Here is a 15,740-nt window from a genome sequence, read left to right as displayed (position 1 = left end):
GGCACCCCGCCCTGTTACATGTCGCTCAAGCGAAAAAGGGCTATCTTGTTGATTTCCTTGACGGCGCGATCAAACTCGGTGTCGTAGTCGTTGTGGATGCGCTCTTCAAAGGCGGCCAGGATCTGGTGCCGGTTCGAGCCTTTCACCGCCATGATAAAGGGAAAGGCGAACTTTTCCTTGTAGGCGTTGTTCAGCTCGGTGAAGCGGGCGAACTCTTCCGCGGTGCACTGGTCGATACCGGCGCCGGCCTGCTCGTTGGTGGAGGCCTGGGTCAGCTTGCCTTCCACCGCCGCCTTGCCGGCCAAATCCGGGTGAGCATTAATCAGCGCCAGTTGGGCCTCTTTGTCGGCGGCCAGCAGCACCCCGGCCATGCGGCCGTGCAGCTGCGCAATCTCGTCGTCTTCCGCATTCAGGCCCAGGTCGAAGGCGGTTTCAGCCACCCAGGCGGAATGTTCATAGATGTCGCCAAAAGCCGCCACGAAGTCGGCGCGGCTCATGGTGCTGGGGGTACAGGTAGTAAAGCGGCTCATTACTTGGTTCCTTTGTAAGGGTGCTGCTCGTGCCAGTGCTTGGCAATGTCGATACGGCGGGTAAACCAGACCCGATCATGACTGCAGGCATATTTGACGAAACGCTCCAGCGCGGCCATGCGGGCAGGGCGGCCCAACAGGCGGCAGTGCATGCCGATGGACAGCATCTTGGGCGCCTCGGCCCCTTCTTCGTACAGCACGTCAAAGGCATCTTTCAGGTACTGGTAGAACTGCTCGCCGCTGTTGAAACCCTGCTGGGTCGCGAAGCGCATGTCGTTGGTGTCCAGGGTATAGGGGATCACCAGGTGGCCCTTGCCGTTGTTGTCGACCCAATAGGGCAGATCGTCGGCATAGGAGTCGGAGTCGTACATGAAGCCACCCTCTTCCATTACCAGCTTGCGGGTGTTGGGACTGTCACGGCCGGTATACCAGCCCAGCGGACGCTGCCCGCAGACCCGCTCGATGGTCTCGATGGCCTTGTGCAACTGCTCGCGCTCTTCCTTCTCGCTCATCCACTGATAAGTGATCCACTTGTAGGCGTGGGAGCAGATCTCGTGGCCTTCATCCACAAAGGCCTTGGCAAGCTCCGGATAACGCTCGATGGCACTGGCCACGGCGAAGATGGTGAGCGGAATGTCGTACTTTTTGAACAGGCGCAGCAGGCGCCATACGCCGGCCCGGCTGCCATACTCATAGACCGACTCCATACTCATATGGCGTACGCCTTCCCAGGCAACCGCCCCGGGCAGCTCGGACAGAAAGGCTTCGGACTCACCGTCCCCATGCAGGACGTTGCGCTCGCCACCCTCTTCATAGTTCAGCACGAAGGAAATGGCGACACGAGCATCACCGGGCCATTGTGGGTGAGGAGGGTTGGCTCCATACCCGATGAGGTCACGGGGATAGTCTTTGTTTTGGCTCATCGGAAAACTCCTTGAAACGCAGCTTTGGAAACCGGCCGAGACAAGCATCATGAAGGGGGCTTGCCGGTCATCGTAATAACTTTATTGTATACAATAAAATCAATATATGTAAATAACAGGTTTAGTTTTTGTATCGGATCTTATCGGGAATTCTTGCTTTGAGGCACCAAAGCAAAGACAATCTTCCTTGATCAAGATAGACGAGAGCTTTGTAGCACATATCGCCGAGCTCATTGTACACATTTTTGTTAATTAAATGTAGACGAGATAATTTATCTTGATGTAAAGTTAATTCTGTCGACGCCTAGCGAAGACAGTACCTTGGACTAACGGAGACGCGTAATACGCGCAAGGTAACTAAAAATGGGAAAATTGACTACACACGTATTGGATACCGCCAGGGGCCTGCCGGGCTCCGAGATCAAAGTTGAACTGTACCGGGTGGAAGCAGGCGAGCAAACCTCGCTGATCAACACCGTCTACACCAACCACGACGGCCGTACCGATGCGCCCATCCTGGCAGGTGACGACTACGTAGCCGGTAAATACCAGCTGGTGTTCCACACCTCCAGTTACTTTAAGAAACAAGGTATTGAGCTGCTCGAACCGGCCTTCCTGGACGACGTTGTCATCCGCTTCGGGATCGCCGCCGGCGAAGAGCATTACCACGTACCCCTGCTGATCGCGCCCTACAGCTATTCTACCTACAGAGGCAGCTGACGGGTCGCAGACGGCTCCTGCCAATTCCGTGGACGAAGGAAAATCGTGCGGCATTGGCAGTCTGCAACTCAACCTATTCGAGGACTTCAGGTCATGGAAAACATCAAGAATGAGCCAACACCTCAAACCCTCCCGGTTTCCGGGGGCCTGCTGGACAGGTGGTTCAAGTTAAGTGCCCACGGCACTACGGTCAAAACCGAGCTGGTCGCCGGCCTGACCACCTTTATCACCATGGCATACATTATTTTTGTTAACCCGAATATCATGTCCGCCTCGGGTATGGATGCGGGCGCCGTGTTCGTCGCCACCTGCATCGGTGCCGCCATCGCCACCCTGTTCATGGGACTGTACGCCAACTGGCCGGTCGGCCTGGCCCCCGGCATGGGCCTGAACGCCTTCTTCGCCTTCACCGTGGTCGGAGAAATGGGTTACAGCTGGGAAGTGGCGCTGGGCGCCGTATTCTGGTCCGGCGTGATCTTCACCGCCATGAGTTTCTGGAAAATCCGCGAATGGGTGCTCGACTCCATTCCCGAATCCCTGCGCTACGCCATGACCGCGGGCGTGGGCCTGTTCCTCGGCCTGATCGGCCTGAAAACCGCCGGCATAGTGGTGGAAAGCCCGGCCACCCTGGTGACCCTGGGCGATTTCACCAAGCCCAGCGCCCTGCTGGCCGCAGCCTGCTTCCTGATTATTTCCATCCTGGTACATCGCAAGGTGTTCGGCGCCGTGCTGATCGGAGTGATGAGCGTGACCCTGATCGGCCTGTTCATGGGCATCGTCGAATACAACGGCATTTTCGCCATGCCGCCGAGCATAGAGCCGACCTTTATGAAGCTCGACATCATGGGCGCGCTGGATATCGGCATGATCACCGTGATCCTGGCCTTCCTGTTCGTCAATATGTTCGACACCGCCGGCACCCTGATGGGCGTGGCCGAGCGCGCCAACCTGCGCCGCCCGGACGGCAGCATCGAAGGCCTGAAAAAATCCCTGAAGGCCGACAGCGCTTCCTCCGTGGTCGGTACCTTCGTCGGCTGCCCGCCGGTAACCAGCTATGTGGAAAGCGCCGCCGGCGTCGCCGCCGGGGGCCGTACCGGCCTGACCGCCGTGACCATCGCCGCGCTGTTCCTGCTGTCCATGTTTCTGGCCCCCCTGGCCGGCATGATACCGCCCTATGCCACCGCCGGCGCCCTGATCTTCGTGGCCTTCGCCATGATGAGCAGCATGGCGAAAATCAACTGGGACGACTTCACCGAAATGGCACCGGCCGCGGTAACCGCGCTGATGATGCCGCTGACCTTCTCCATCGCCAACGGTATCGCCATGGGCTTCGTCACCTACACGGTGCTGAAGATGGCCACCGGCCACCCGCGCGACGTATCCATCAGCGTCTATATCCTGAGCGCCATCTTTATCGCCAAGTTCGTGTTTATGTAACGCCCAGCCCTCCCACAAAACAAAAAAACCACCGGCTTGCCCGGTGGTTTTTTTATGGTCGTAAAGGCCGGCTCAGGCCGGCAGCTTCGCCAGCCGTCCCTTGATCTCCGCCATCTTGGCTTCCATCACCCGTTCGAACTGTTCCAGGCCGCGCATGATAGCCGCCCGGGGATCGGTGTTGCCCTGCCCCAGGATCTGCTCGAGTTCGTCCGTCGCCTTGTGCAGAGCGGCCAGCACCTCGGGATTGTTGCCGTGGGGAAAGCGGAACTTGACGCTGGCCGGCAGGCAAGAATCGGCAGGGCGCTGGAACCAGACCTTGAGCTCATCGTGATCGCTCCGTTCCGTCACCTTGAAACGGCTGATCTGGTCGACGTCCTTGATACCCATGGCGGTCAGGGTGGTAAACACTGGCATAACGGTTACCTCTTGATGGCCGGATGGCGGGGCCGCCCCGGCGGCAAAGTGATATTTACATATCGTTAACATGGAGGGTAATCCCACGGCCGCCGAAGCATTAGAGCCAGTCGGGCACCCTGGCTGAGTCCAGCTGGTCCCATCCCCGCCCTGGTGCTGGTGCTAACCACCGGCGGCCAGGGATTCTAGATTGGTGAACCATCACTACTCCATTTCTAGAGGGAAGCGGTTATGTCGAAACAAAAGGAAGTGACCATCAGGCTGGATGACACCACCAGCACGCTGTTTGCCGAATACGAAGCCTATACCCGGGTCAGCCCCGAGCATTACCTGCAGCAACTGCTGGAGAAGACCCTGCCCACTCTGGAAGCCATGGTCGGCGCCCTGCGCGAAGCCGGGGGGGATGAACAGGCGGTGATGGAGCTGTTCGGCAAGAAGATGGCGGAGTCACTGCTCCGGCAGCAGGCGGCCGGAGCCTGACCAGGCAAAAAATCTGACAGGGGCGGTAATGACCGCCCCTGTCGTTACTTCAACGCCGCTATCTGCCGGCGCAGCTCTTCCAGCTTGGCCTTCATCACCCGCTCCATATGCTCCAGATCCTGCAGCAGTTGCTGCTTACCGTCCCGGGTGGAGTCGTCTTCGGCCGATTCGGCGGGTTTCAGCAACTGGCGCAGTTCCACCAGGGCCTGGCGCAATACCGGGCTGGTGTCTTCCAACTGGTGCCACTGAGCGGTTTTCTGGAATTCGACCACCACCCTGGACTTGGGCCGGGCGAAGGTGAATTTCTTGCTGCGCGACAGCAGGGAGCCTCGCGGCCGGCGGTAATAGACCTTGAGCACGTCGGCCCGGGCCTCGCGGCGTAGACTGTATTTGCTGATGTTGTCGAAAGAGGTGATCCCCATCTGTTCCAGGGTCGGATACTGTGCTGTCATCTGTTTTCGCCCAATAAAGCTGATACTGCGTTAACCATGAGCCGGCCACAGGCCGGCTATTGCGCTAGGGGCGTCAGATCCCTGACCGTCGAGTACCACTCCGGGCAAACCAGGCAATGAGTGGCCGGATTATAAGCAACCCTCGCCGGGACCAGACAGAGCCAGATTTAATAACTCGCTGGAACCAGTTCCTATACCGACATCAGCAGCGATTTCATCCGGCAGAACGCCTTGATGCTGAAATGCTCTTCCACCGCCGCTCCCGGCGGACAGACCCGACCCGGAGCCTGGTTCACCAGGCAGCGACCGAAGGGCAGCCGGCGAGCCAACCGCTCGGCCTGGTCCAGGTCCCGGGTCCAGATGCGGGCCCCGCCGTCCGCTCCAAGCCCCCGGCACAGGGTACCCATTTGCTCGGCATCCCGTACCCGCACCACGGCGGCCAGAGGGCCGCTCGGCAGGCCGCGAAACAGCGCCATTTCCGGCCTGACTCCATCCAGCAGCGAAGCCGGGTAATACCAGCCCTTCCCGGCGGGCAGATCGCCCCCCATCACCGGACGAGCACCGTCGAGGATCGCCGCCGTCAGTTGCCGATGCAGTTCTTCCCGCAGTCGCTGGGTAGCCAAAGGGGCCATACGGCTATCAAGATCTTCGGGATGCCCGGGCTGCCACGCAGCCAGCCGGGCCGCCAGCAAGGCCACGAAGTCGTCGGCCATGGCCGGCGTCACCATAAAGCTCCCCGCCCCCACCCCATGCTGGCCGGCGTTGCTGAAACGCGCATGCAGCGCGGCCTCCACCGCCAATTCCAGATCCGCATCATCCAGCACCATGTGTAACTCGGCTTCGTCCAATTCCAGAGCTACCGGCTTCAGCTGCTGCGCGGCCAGGGCCGACAGCCGGGCACCGTCCGCCCGGTTTCCGCTGAAGCCCAGGGCCTGAACCCGGGGATCCCGGATCAGCTCGGCCACCTGGGCCTTGTCGACAACCAAGCTCGCCACCAGCCCCTCTGGCACCTCCGCCTCCCGCATCAGGGCCTCGATTTCACGGGCGCAGAGGGGCAGGTTCTCGGCCAGCTTCAGCAGCACGGCGTTGCCGGCCATCAGGGTCGGCGCCAGCATGCGAAACAGTTGCCACAGGGGAAAGCGCCATGAGCTGAGCAGCAATACCGTGCCCACGGGCTCGAAGGTGGTCAGGCTGTGCGCCAGCGGCAGCATGGCCTGGCCATGGGCGGCGAAATAGGCACACTCGTGGGCACAGCGATCCACCTCGGCCAGGGACTCGCTCAGCAGCTTGCCCATCTCCCGGGTGATACACAGGGCCAGTCGCTCCCGGTTGGCCGATAACAACGCGGCCAGCCGGTTAAGCAGGGCGGCACGCTCGGCAAAGGGGCTCTGTCGCCATCGCTCGGCCACCTCGCCGCCCTGCTGCAGGCAGCGTTCCAGCCGGCTGGCGGACAACGTCTCGAACACCCCATTCTGCTGGCCGGTGGCCGGATTGAAGGAAATAAATGCCATGGTGCTGTCCTCTTGTCCTTAAGGCGGGAGACGGCAGCCAACCCCTTGGCTCCGCGGCGGGGAAGGTACCTGGACCCGACGTTACAGAGAGGTGACCCCGTCAACAAATGCCAGTTCCCGGCCCGGGATGGGGCCAGCCATAATTGAGAAGACGCCATTCTTTCCGGATCCCGCATCGATCCCGGCTGAAGGCCGCATACCAGGCATGCTTTAATAGGCGCCGACCGAAGCAGACACCAGAGGGGGAGCATCATGGCGAACAAGGAAATGGGAAGCGTGGCCGCCTGGACCCGGCTGCTGCCTTTTCTACAATGGGCCCCCATGGTCAAAGGTGCCGTGCTACAGGGCGATATCCTGGCCGGCCTGACCAACGCCATCATAGTGCTGCCCCAGGGCGTGGCCTATGCGCTGATCGCGGGCCTGCCCCCCGAGTTCGGCCTCTATGCCGCCATCATACCGGCCATGGTCGCCGCCCTGTTCGGCTCCTCCTGGCACCTGATCTCCGGTCCTACCGCCGCCCTGTCCATCGTCGTCTTCACCACCATCAGCCCCCTGGCCGAGCCCGGCTCGGCCGAGTTCATCCGGCTGGCGCTGACCCTGACGCTGCTGGCGGGGCTGTTCCAGTTGGCCCTGGCCACCGCCCGGCTGGGGGTGCTGGTCAACTTCGTGTCCCACTCGGTGGTGCTCGGCTTTACCGCCGGTGCCGCCGTGGTAATCGGCTCCAGCCAGCTGCAGAATTTTTTCGGGCTCGAGCTCACCACCGACGGCTCGGTGGCTGACCAATGGTGGCAACTACTGCAACACCTGCCCGAGGCCGACCTGCCCAGCCTGGCGGTGGCCCTGGTCAGCCTGCTCGGCTGCGTGCTGATAAAACGCTTCCGTCCCCGCTGGCCCAACATGCTGCTGGCCCTGGTGCTGGCCAGTCTGCTGGCCCTGGTGCTGGACCCCGGTGGTGAACGGATCGCCCTGGTAGGCGCCATCCCCGCCGCCCTGCCTCCCTTCAGCCTGCCCGACCTGAGCTTCGGCGCCCTGAGCGCCATGGGGCCGGGGGCGCTGGCCATCGGCCTGCTCGGCCTGGTAGAGGCGGTGTCCATCGCCCGGGCCGTGGCCAGCCGCTCCCACCAACGGCTGGACGGCAACCAGGAGTTCGTCGGCCAGGGACTGTCGAATGTGGTGGGCGCCTTTTTCTCCTGCTACGTTTCGTCCGGCTCCTTCACCCGCACCGGGATCAACTACACCTCCGGCGCCCGCACCCCCTTGGCGGCCATCTTCGCCGGGTTCTGGCTGCTGCTGATCCTGCTGCTGTTTTCCGATTTCACCGCCTGGCTGCCCATGCCTGCCATGGCAGGCCTGCTGCTGGTGGTGGCCTGGAACCTGATCGATTTCCACCATATCCGGCTGATCATCCGGGTCGGCAAGTCGGAGGCGGCGGTGCTGCTGACCACCTTCTTCGCCACCCTCTTCGTCGCCATGGAGTTTGCCATCTATGCAGGCGTGCTGCTGTCACTGGTGTTCTACCTCAAGCGCACCTCCACCCCGCGCATCGTCGCCATACTACCGGACCCGGATGCCCAGCACCCCGCCTTCGTCAGTGCCGAGCAACGCCGCCTGCCCTACTGCCCCCAGCTGCGCATCATCCGCATCGAAGGATCCTTGTTCTTCGGGGCGGTAAACCATGTGCAGGAATACCTGCAGAATATCCGTGAACCGCGATTGCTGATCGTGGGCAGCGGCATCAACTTCGTGGACATCGTCGGCGCCGAGATGCTGGTACAGGAGGTCCGGCGCCGCCGGGCCGAAGGGGGAGACCTGTATCTGTCCAACCTCAAGGAGGGGGTCAGCCGTTTCCTGGCCCGCAACAACCTGCTCGACGACATCGGCGCGGATCATGTCTTCACCAACAAGGGCCGAGCCATCCACCGCATCTATGAACAACTGGATCCGGCGGTGTGCAAAACCTGCACCGCCCGGATCTTCCGGGAGTGCCATATCGCCCCACCCGGCGAGTTACCCGTCGCCGATGAGGTGATAGCCCGGCAGCCAGCCTAGCCCGCTTCTGGCCGTATCCCCCCCCTCCAACTGGCCCCTGTCCGGGTATGGGCCACCGGTTACACTGTTAACACTTTGTTGTTCCCTAGCCAGCGAGGCCCGAGCCCATGACAGATTTGATTCACGAGCACCCCAGCCGGCTGGTGTCGGTGCGCGAGCTGTTCAATATCGATGCCGACCTCGAGGTACCGGTGTTCGCCCACAGGGACGAACACGTGCCCGAGCCGGATCCCGCCTATTGCTTTAACCCGGACGTGACCCTGGCCATTCTCGCCGGCTTCACCCGCAATCGGCGGGTGCTGATCCAGGGGCTGCACGGCACCGGCAAGTCCACCCATATCGAGCAGGTGGCCGCCCGGCTCAACTGGCCCTGCGTGCGCATCAACCTGGACGGCCACATCAGCCGGCTGGATCTGGTGGGCAAGGACACCATAGTGCTCGAGGACGGCAAGCAGATCACCCGTTTCCAGGAAGGTATAGTCCCCTGGGCCCTGCGTCGGCCGGTGGCCCTGATTTTCGACGAATTCGACGCCGGCCGCCCGGATGTGATGTTCGTGATCCAGCGGATCCTGGAGCAGGACGGCAAGTTCACCCTGCTCGACCAGAACCAGGTGATCAGCCCCCATCCCTTCTTCCGGCTGTTCGCTACCGCCAACACCCTGGGTCTGGGCAACGTCAACGGGCTCTATCACGGCACCCAGCATGTAAACCAGGCCCAGATGGACCGCTGGAACATCGTCGCCAGCCTGGACTACCTGCCCCGGGAAGACGAAATCCGTATCGTGCAGGGCAAGGTACCCCGTTATGCGGATGACCGTGGCCACCAGTTGATCAGTACCATGGTGGCGGTGGCCGAACTAACCCGCTCCGGTTTCGCCGCCGGGGATTTGTCCACCCTGATGTCGCCGCGCACCCTGATCGCCTGGGCGGAAAACACCGAGATCTTCGGCGATCCGGCGCTGGCCTTCCGGCTCTCCTTCCTCAACAAGTGCGACGAGGCGGAGCGGGGGCTGGTGGCGGAATACTACCAGCGCTGCTTCGATCAGGAGCTGGCCGAATCCCGGACACTACGGCTGGCGATGATGTAAGCGCCTGTTTGCGATCTGTAACACTCGGCCAAAGCGTACTGCTCAACGTTCAGCGTCGCCGGTTGGCGTGATCATCAGACCACGGCGGGGCTTGGAAGAGGCAATAGGGATTGCCTCCACCGACCGTCACAGGGATGTGCTTGCAGCGTGTCGGTGGAGGTAGCCCTTTTGCCTGTTCTTCAGGGCAACAACAAACACGCCCCGAGCCCAGCCGCATCATCAACGGGATGGAAACCATGACCACCACCTCCAATTCACCCCAGGATCCGGCGGCCGCCGCCCGTCGCCAGCAGCGGCTGGAAGAACTCTGCGCCGCCCTGATCCGCGCCCAGTCGGCCCAGCCGGCGGTGCGCTACCGGGGCCACCAGCTGGAATGGCAGGGCCGCCCCTATCCCTTGCGCGCGCCCCATTTGCATCCGGAGCCGGGCCTGGACGAGCTGGGTTCCTTCCGCGGCGTCGCCGACGCCATCGCCCTGCGCCTGCGCCACAACGATCCCGGCCTGCACCAACACTGGCTGCCGGCACCTCCCATCGCCCGGCTGGTGTTCGAATTGCTGGAGCAGCTCAGGGTGGAATCCCTGGTCGAACCCCATCATCCAGGCAGCCGGCACAACCTGCATCATCGCTTCCACGCCTGGAGCAACCAGTTCCTGGCCTCGGGCCAGACCGAAAGCCATGTGGGCCTGTTGCTGTTCACCCTGGCCCTGATGAGCTGGGTGCAGCTCGGCGGCGGTCCGCTGGAAGAACCGACCGAGATGCTGATTGAATCCACTCGTATGTTCCTGCTGCGAGAAATCGGTCCGGCCTTCGGCCTGCTGCGCCGCCATCGCCATGATCAGGGTGCCTTCGCCGAACAGGCGCTGAGCATTGCCCTTTGCCTGCACGAGCTGGTGGACGGGCTCAGCCAGCGACTGGCGGCGGACGGCAAGGCCGAGGCGCTGAACGAAGACACCAAGAAGGCCTTCGGCCTGCTGCTGGATCTGGATGGGGAGGGAGACGAAGGGCCGGCAACCGGAGCCGCGGAGCAGGAATGTCGCCTGCGGCAGGCGGCCGAGCGCCTCGCCTACCGTATCTATAGTGACCGTTTCGACAAGGAATGGCCGGCCCACTGCCGGGTGCGGCCCGAGCTGCTGCTACGCCTGCGCGACAGCCTGGACGAGCGCCTCCGCGCGCAGGGCCTCAACCTCAACCTGCTCACCAAGAAAGTGCGCCGGCTGCTGGCCCGTCCCCTCGACCTGGGCTGGCGTTTCGGCGAGGAAGAAGGCCGGCTCGATGGCCGCCGGTTACCGACCCTGGTCACCTCGGTGGCCGATCGGCGGGTGTTCAAACAGGAGCGGCAGCAACCGCAGGCGGAGGCGGTAGTGACCTTTCTGATCGACAATTCCGGCTCCATGCGCCCGCACATGGAAAGCATCGGCATGCTGGTGGACAGCCTGACCCAGGCCCTGGAGCGGGTCGGGGCCAGGGTGGAGATACTGGGGTTCACCACCGGCCACTGGAACGGCGGCCAGCCGCTGCGCCAATGGCAACGCAACGGCCGCCCGGCCAACCCGGGCCGGCTCAACGAGCGCTGCCATATCGTCTACAAGTCGGCCGACACCCGCTGGCGCCGGGCCAGGAAGGACATCGCCGCCCTGCTCAAGGGCGATCTGTTCCGCGAGGGACTGGATGGCGAAGCCCTGCTGTGGGCCGAACAGCGGCTGCTGGCGCTGCCGGCGCGGGATCACCTGTTGCTGGTGATTTCCGACGGCTGTCCCATGGACACCGCGACCCGCCAGGCCAACGAGCAGGACCTTCTCGACCTGCACCTGCGCCAGGTAGCCAGCCGGCTGGAACGGGAGGGCCGGCTGGCGCTCTGCGCCCTGGGGGTGGGGCTGGATCTGAGCAGCTATTACCGCCACAGCCAACTGCTGGATCTCGGCCAGTCGCTCGATAACAGGGTGTTCGATGAGGTGCTGTCGCTGATGGCCAGGACCCTGCGTCAGAACGCCGGCAAAAGTTAACAATAAATTTACAATCAAATTTTTTAATATATTGATTTTAAGTTACTTTTTACCTGGCCCCAGCACCAAAGGGGAAGTGGTCCTAACCATTTTACCGGCCACATTTAAAGATGATTGACAAGCCTGCACCATCGGGCCCGAATCAACAAGATGCCATCTTGGTAGCACCCGCAAGGGTCGAGATAGCAGACATTGAGCCAGTAGTGGGCAACCATAGCGTTGCCCGACATCACGGAAGGTCACCGCCCCGCCCTCGGCCGGGCCATTGCAACTGGAGCAAGTAGCTATGATATTCAAGCAACGTTTTGTGAAATCCCTGTCGTTCGCCCTCTGCCTGGGGGCCGCGGCCACCACCAGCAGCCTGGCCCAGGCCAAAACCTTCAGGGTGGCGGTAGGCGACGGGGCCGGCGGCACCCAGCATGAGCTCGGGCTGAAGTTCTCCGAAGTGTTTAAGGAAAAAACCGGCGGCCAGCACGATACCCAGCTGTTCCTCAACGGCCAGCTCGGCGACGAGCAGGCCACGGTCAACGATGCCGCCATGGGACTGCTCGACTTCTCCATCCTGGCCATCAACAACGTCACCCCCTTCTCCCCCTCGGTGGGCGTGCTGACCCTGCCCTATATGGTACAGAGTCTGGATGACGCCGTGGCCCTGACCCAAGGCGAGGTGGGCCAGCAACTGGTGGACAACACCATCCGTGACGCCGGGGTGCGTATCGTCGGCTGGGCCTACTCCGGTTTCCGGGTACTGACCAACTCCAAGCAGCCGGTGCAGAGCCTGGCCGATCTGAAGGCGCTGAAAGTACGGGTGCCCAACAACGAAATCATGATCGATACCTATCGCGCCTGGGGCATCAACCCCACCCCCATGGCCTGGTCCGAGACCTTTACCGGCCTGCAGCTGGGCGTGGTCGACGGTCAGGACAACCCCTATATCACCGTCTATGCCATGAAGTTCGACGAAGTGCAGAAGTACATTACCAACATCCGCTACCTGTTCTCCATCGAGCCGCTGATCATGTCCGAGGCGGTGTTCCAGTCCCAGCCCGCCGATGTGCAGCAGGCCATCCTGGAGGCGGGCAAGGCCGCCACCGAGCACAGTGCCCGCTGGCTGGTGGAGCAGGAAGACAAGATCAAGGCCGAACTGACCAGCCGCGGCATGGTCATCTCCGAGCCCGCCAACAACGAGCAGGAGTGGATGGACAACGCCATCAGCAAGGTCTGGCCCAAGTACTACGACAAGCTGGGTGGCAGGGACAATCTGAACAAGATCCTGCAATCCCTGGGCCGCGACGCCATCTAAGCCGTCAGCTCAGCCAAAATGCACCTGGGCGCAAGCCGGGTGCATTTTTCTCAGGGAGGAAACGCCATGACCATCGGCAGACTGATATTCAAGATTCTCGATAATATAGAACGTGTGATTTGCAGCACCCTGCTCGCCACCTTTGTGGTGATCCTCTTTGTGCAGATTGTATCGCGGCAACTGTTCAACCACTCCCTGTCCTGGAGTGAGGAACTGTCCACCTACATGTTCGTCTGGTTCGTCTATTTCGGCGCCAGCTACGCCACCAAACTGGCGGCCCATAACAGGGTGACCTTTCAGTTCAAATTCTTTCCGCCCAGGGTGGCGGTGATCTCGGAAGCCATCGCGGACCTGATCTGGGTCTGTTTCAACGGCTATTTCGTCTGGCTGAGTTATGACTTCGTATTCAACAAGATGAACCTGTTCTGGAAATCCCAGACCCTGGGCTTTCCGATGAAATACGTCTACATGATCTTGCCCATCGCCTTCGCGCTGATGACGCTGCGCATTTTACAGGTTAATTATTACAAGTTGATCAAGGGGATCGACATCCGGGATCCCGAATCCCTGGAAGTCGAGAAATTGATCGAATCCGCTGATCAACAACACAAATCGAGTTAAGGCAGGAGCACACCCATGGTTGAATCATCCGTCGTCATGATACTGTTCGGGAGCTTCCTGCTGTTGCTGCTTATCGGGGCTCCCATCAGTGTCTCGCTGGGGGTCTCGGCGCTGGCCTCCTTTCTCTACCTGGGCGAAAACCCGATCAAGTTCGTGCAGATCGCCTTTACCTCGGTCGGCTCCTTTCCGCTGATGGCCCTGCCCGCCTTTATCCTGGCCGGGGCCCTGATGGAAGCCGCCGGTATTTCCAAACGGCTGGTCGACCTGGCCGAAAGCTTCGCCGGCCCCTTTACCGGCGGCATGTCGGCCGCCACCGTCATGGCCTGCATGTTCTTCGGTGCCATTTCCGGCTCGGGCCCGGCCACCACCGCCGCCGTGGGCATGCTGATGATCCCGGCCATGGTGCAACGGGGCTACAGCAAGGGCTATGCCTCCGCCATTACCGCTTCCTCCGGCGGCCTGGGGGTGGTGATACCGCCCTCCATCCCCATGGTGATCTTCGGTATTTCCGCCATGGGGCTGATGGCCCCTCCCGAGGCCATTGCCCAACACGGCCAGTTCCAGTCGGTATCCATTCCCAAGCTGTTCATCGCCGGCTTCCTGCCCGGCGTGGTGCTGTCCTGCGGCCTGCTGATCATGAACTATTTCCTGTGCCGCAAGCACGGCTACAAGGGCACCACCGAGGGCTGGTCGGGCGCCACTACCCTGACCGCCCTGCGCCGGGGCATCTGGTCGGTACTGGCGCCCATCGTCATCCTGGGCGGCATCTACAGCGGCCTGTTCACGCCCACCGAGTCCGCCATCGTCGCCATCTTCTACACCCTGGTGATCGGCTTTTTCGTGCACAAGGAGCTCAGGTTCAAGGACGTGCTGCACTCGCTGGAGACCACCACCTGGCTGACCGGGCGGGTGTTGCTGATCCTCTTTACCGCCACCGTGTTCGGCCGCCTGCTGGTGGAAAACCAGATCCCGGCCATCGTCGCCGCCTCCATGCTGGAGATGACCACCAATATCTACATCATCTGGGCGCTGATCATCTTCTTCCTGCTGTTCGTCGGCATGTTCATGGAAACCCTGGCCGCCATCATGATACTGACACCGGTGCTGCTGCCGGTGGCCTACAACCTGGGGATAGATCCCATCCACTTCGGCATCGTGGTGGTGTGCTGCCTGTCCATCGGCTTCCAGACCCCGCCGCTCGGCGAGAACCTCTTTATCGCCTCCGGGGTGTCGGGCACCTCCATCGAGGAAATCTCGCTGCGGGCCCTGCCCTTCGCCCTGACCTCGGTGATCGCCGTCTTTATCATCGCCTATGTGCCGCAGATCACCCTGTTCCTGCCCGGTTTACTGGGCTACTAGCGTCAGCCGCCGCCGGGCTGTCCCAGGTCAAGGACAAGCCCCGGCGGCGGCACCATACTGTTACCGACAGACCGATAGATCCGGGCCAGAGGCCCGGCTTGCCCACTGAAAAGGAGTGCCCAGATGCTGCCCCAAGTGAACAAGATCCTCTACTGTACCGATCTCTCCAAGAATGCGTCCTACGCCTTCCAGTACGCCGTTTACCTGGCCAAGCAGACCGGCGCCGACATCCATGTGCTCAACGTGGTCGAGCAGCTGTCCGGTGACGAGAAGCTGACCCTGCAGTCCTATATCATCAACCAAAGCAGCCGGGAGGAATTCCTGCACCAGCGGCTCAACCATGCCAGGGCCCAGCTGCAGCAACGGCAGGACTACTTCTGGGACGTCATCGCCCCTGCCGAAAAGGCGCTGCGCCCCAAGATCGTCGGCTGCGAGGTGGTGGAAGGCTACCCGGTGCAGACCATACTCCGGCGCTCCCGGGAGCTGGACTGCGATCTCATCGTGATGGGTGCCCACGAAAAGGGCTGGCTGCACACCCTGCTCGGCAGCGTGGCCAAGAACGTGCTGCGCGAGTCGCGCATCCCCACCCTGATCGTGCCCCGGCCGGAGAAAAAGAGCGCCGGCTGAATGATGCCATTCTGCCGGGAGCTTGCTTAAAGCCTTTTGTACTCGGCCATCAGGCCACAGCGGGGCTTAGAAGAGGCAACAGGGATTGCCTCCACCGACCGTCACCTGCCAGGGGGCGCGAAGCGCCTAGCACCGCCGCCAGCATCGCGAAGCGATGATACGGCGGTTTCCGCGACATCCGGCATGTGCGAGCCGACATGGAGGTACTTGCGGCGTGTCGGTG

General features: G+C 61.9%; 15 protein-coding genes. 10 read left to right on the top strand and 5 right to left on the bottom strand.

Translation table 11 applies throughout. The annotated features are described in order from the left end of the window. Positions 1-14 precede the first annotated feature (14 nt). A complete protein-coding gene (gene uraD / locus ACEVBK_RS01915) occupies positions 15-530 on the bottom strand; it encodes a 2-oxo-4-hydroxy-4-carboxy-5-ureidoimidazoline decarboxylase (RefSeq protein WP_375056936.1) in 516 nt (171 codons plus the stop codon). Beyond that, positions 530-1,453 carry an allantoinase PuuE gene (gene puuE / locus ACEVBK_RS01910; protein WP_375056935.1) on the bottom strand — a complete coding sequence of 308 codons (924 nt, stop codon included), beginning with the start codon at positions 1,451-1,453 and terminating at the stop codon, positions 530-532. The genes uraD and puuE overlap by 1 nt, the downstream gene beginning before the upstream one ends. Positions 1,454-1,816: 363 nt before the next feature. Between puuE and uraH the strand changes: the two genes are divergently transcribed. Both uraH and ACEVBK_RS01900 read left to right on the top strand, forming a co-directional pair. Beyond that, on the top strand, positions 1,817-2,173 hold the full coding sequence (gene uraH, locus ACEVBK_RS01905; protein ID WP_375056934.1) for a hydroxyisourate hydrolase: 357 nt from the start codon (positions 1,817-1,819) through the stop codon (positions 2,171-2,173). A 93-nt stretch (positions 2,174-2,266) separates the two neighbouring features. Next, complete coding sequence (locus tag ACEVBK_RS01900; protein WP_375056933.1) at positions 2,267-3,610, top strand: NCS2 family permease; 1,344 nt, start codon at positions 2,267-2,269, stop codon at positions 3,608-3,610. 72 nt (positions 3,611-3,682) lie between these two features. On the opposite strand, the gene ACEVBK_RS01895 is transcribed toward ACEVBK_RS01900, so the two are convergent. Further along, the gene (locus ACEVBK_RS01895; protein WP_375056932.1) at positions 3,683-4,024 is read right to left on the bottom strand and encodes a DUF3461 family protein; all 342 of its coding nucleotides are present in this window, start codon (positions 4,022-4,024) and stop codon (positions 3,683-3,685) included. Positions 4,025-4,255: 231 nt separating this feature from the next. Between ACEVBK_RS01895 and ACEVBK_RS01890 the strand changes: the two genes are divergently transcribed. Further along, complete coding sequence (locus ACEVBK_RS01890; protein WP_375056931.1) at positions 4,256-4,504, top strand: hypothetical protein; 249 nt, start codon at positions 4,256-4,258, stop codon at positions 4,502-4,504. A 44-nt stretch (positions 4,505-4,548) separates the two neighbouring features. Here ACEVBK_RS01890 and ACEVBK_RS01885 read toward each other — a convergent pair whose 3' ends face one another. Together ACEVBK_RS01885 and ACEVBK_RS01880 are read right to left on the bottom strand one after the other, a co-directional pair. Beyond that, positions 4,549-4,956, bottom strand: coding sequence for a DUF3461 family protein (locus tag ACEVBK_RS01885; protein WP_375056930.1), 408 nt, complete (start codon positions 4,954-4,956; stop codon positions 4,549-4,551). Positions 4,957-5,147: 191 nt separating this feature from the next. Further along, positions 5,148-6,467: an aldehyde dehydrogenase family protein gene (locus ACEVBK_RS01880; protein WP_375056929.1), complete on the bottom strand. Its 1,320-nt coding sequence runs from the start codon at positions 6,465-6,467 to the stop codon at positions 5,148-5,150. A 252-nt stretch (positions 6,468-6,719) separates the two neighbouring features. On the opposite strand from ACEVBK_RS01880, the gene ACEVBK_RS01875 reads away from it, so the two are divergent. The 7 genes from ACEVBK_RS01875 (at position 6,720) to ACEVBK_RS01845 (ending at position 15,517) form a co-directional block, all read left to right on the top strand. Beyond that, positions 6,720-8,516, top strand: coding sequence for a SulP family inorganic anion transporter (locus ACEVBK_RS01875; RefSeq protein ID WP_375056928.1), 1,797 nt, complete (start codon positions 6,720-6,722; stop codon positions 8,514-8,516). A gap of 107 nt (positions 8,517-8,623) precedes the next feature. After that, positions 8,624-9,604, top strand: coding sequence for an AAA family ATPase (locus ACEVBK_RS01870; RefSeq protein ID WP_375056927.1), 981 nt, complete (start codon positions 8,624-8,626; stop codon positions 9,602-9,604). Positions 9,605-9,840: 236 nt separating this feature from the next. Then, positions 9,841-11,607, top strand: coding sequence for a cobalamin biosynthesis protein CobT (locus ACEVBK_RS01865; RefSeq protein ID WP_375056926.1), 1,767 nt, complete (start codon positions 9,841-9,843; stop codon positions 11,605-11,607). Between the two features lie 286 nt (positions 11,608-11,893). Then, positions 11,894-12,910, top strand: a complete 1,017-nt coding sequence (locus ACEVBK_RS01860) for a TRAP transporter substrate-binding protein (protein WP_375056925.1) — start codon at positions 11,894-11,896, stop codon at positions 12,908-12,910. 66 nt (positions 12,911-12,976) lie between these two features. Continuing rightward, positions 12,977-13,531 carry a TRAP transporter small permease gene (locus ACEVBK_RS01855; protein WP_375056924.1) on the top strand — a complete coding sequence of 185 codons (555 nt, stop codon included), beginning with the start codon at positions 12,977-12,979 and terminating at the stop codon, positions 13,529-13,531. A 15-nt stretch (positions 13,532-13,546) separates the two neighbouring features. Then, complete coding sequence (locus ACEVBK_RS01850; RefSeq protein ID WP_375056923.1) at positions 13,547-14,890, top strand: TRAP transporter large permease; 1,344 nt, start codon at positions 13,547-13,549, stop codon at positions 14,888-14,890. A gap of 123 nt (positions 14,891-15,013) precedes the next feature. Continuing rightward, positions 15,014-15,517, top strand: a complete 504-nt coding sequence (locus ACEVBK_RS01845) for a universal stress protein (RefSeq protein WP_375056922.1) — start codon at positions 15,014-15,016, stop codon at positions 15,515-15,517. Positions 15,518-15,740: the final 223 nt, after the last annotated feature.

Source organism: Zobellella sp. DQSA1 (assembly GCF_041950555.1).
Classification (GTDB): domain Bacteria; phylum Pseudomonadota; class Gammaproteobacteria; order Enterobacterales; family Aeromonadaceae; genus Oceanimonas.
Note: the sequence above shows the minus strand (reverse complement) of the source record. Positions and strands in the feature narration are given on the sequence as shown.

Bases quoted from the DNA above. Each gene is read 5' to 3' on its own strand.
- uraD (WP_375056936.1), bottom strand. From the start codon at position 530: ATGAGCCGCTTTACTACCTGTACCCCCAGCACCATGAGCCGCGCCGAC.
- puuE (WP_375056935.1), bottom strand. From the start codon at position 1,453: ATGAGCCAAAACAAAGACTATCCCCGTGACCTCATCGGGTATGGAGCC.
- uraH (WP_375056934.1), top strand. From the start codon at position 1,817: ATGGGAAAATTGACTACACACGTATTGGATACCGCCAGGGGCCTGCCG.
- ACEVBK_RS01900 (WP_375056933.1), top strand. From the start codon at position 2,267: ATGGAAAACATCAAGAATGAGCCAACACCTCAAACCCTCCCGGTTTCC.
- ACEVBK_RS01895 (WP_375056932.1), bottom strand. From the start codon at position 4,024: ATGCCAGTGTTTACCACCCTGACCGCCATGGGTATCAAGGACGTCGAC.
- ACEVBK_RS01890 (WP_375056931.1), top strand. From the start codon at position 4,256: ATGTCGAAACAAAAGGAAGTGACCATCAGGCTGGATGACACCACCAGC.
- ACEVBK_RS01885 (WP_375056930.1), bottom strand. From the start codon at position 4,956: ATGACAGCACAGTATCCGACCCTGGAACAGATGGGGATCACCTCTTTC.
- ACEVBK_RS01880 (WP_375056929.1), bottom strand. From the start codon at position 6,467: ATGGCATTTATTTCCTTCAATCCGGCCACCGGCCAGCAGAATGGGGTG.
- ACEVBK_RS01875 (WP_375056928.1), top strand. From the start codon at position 6,720: ATGGCGAACAAGGAAATGGGAAGCGTGGCCGCCTGGACCCGGCTGCTG.
- ACEVBK_RS01870 (WP_375056927.1), top strand. From the start codon at position 8,624: ATGACAGATTTGATTCACGAGCACCCCAGCCGGCTGGTGTCGGTGCGC.
- ACEVBK_RS01865 (WP_375056926.1), top strand. From the start codon at position 9,841: ATGACCACCACCTCCAATTCACCCCAGGATCCGGCGGCCGCCGCCCGT.
- ACEVBK_RS01860 (WP_375056925.1), top strand. From the start codon at position 11,894: ATGATATTCAAGCAACGTTTTGTGAAATCCCTGTCGTTCGCCCTCTGC.
- ACEVBK_RS01855 (WP_375056924.1), top strand. From the start codon at position 12,977: ATGACCATCGGCAGACTGATATTCAAGATTCTCGATAATATAGAACGT.
- ACEVBK_RS01850 (WP_375056923.1), top strand. From the start codon at position 13,547: ATGGTTGAATCATCCGTCGTCATGATACTGTTCGGGAGCTTCCTGCTG.
- ACEVBK_RS01845 (WP_375056922.1), top strand. From the start codon at position 15,014: ATGCTGCCCCAAGTGAACAAGATCCTCTACTGTACCGATCTCTCCAAG.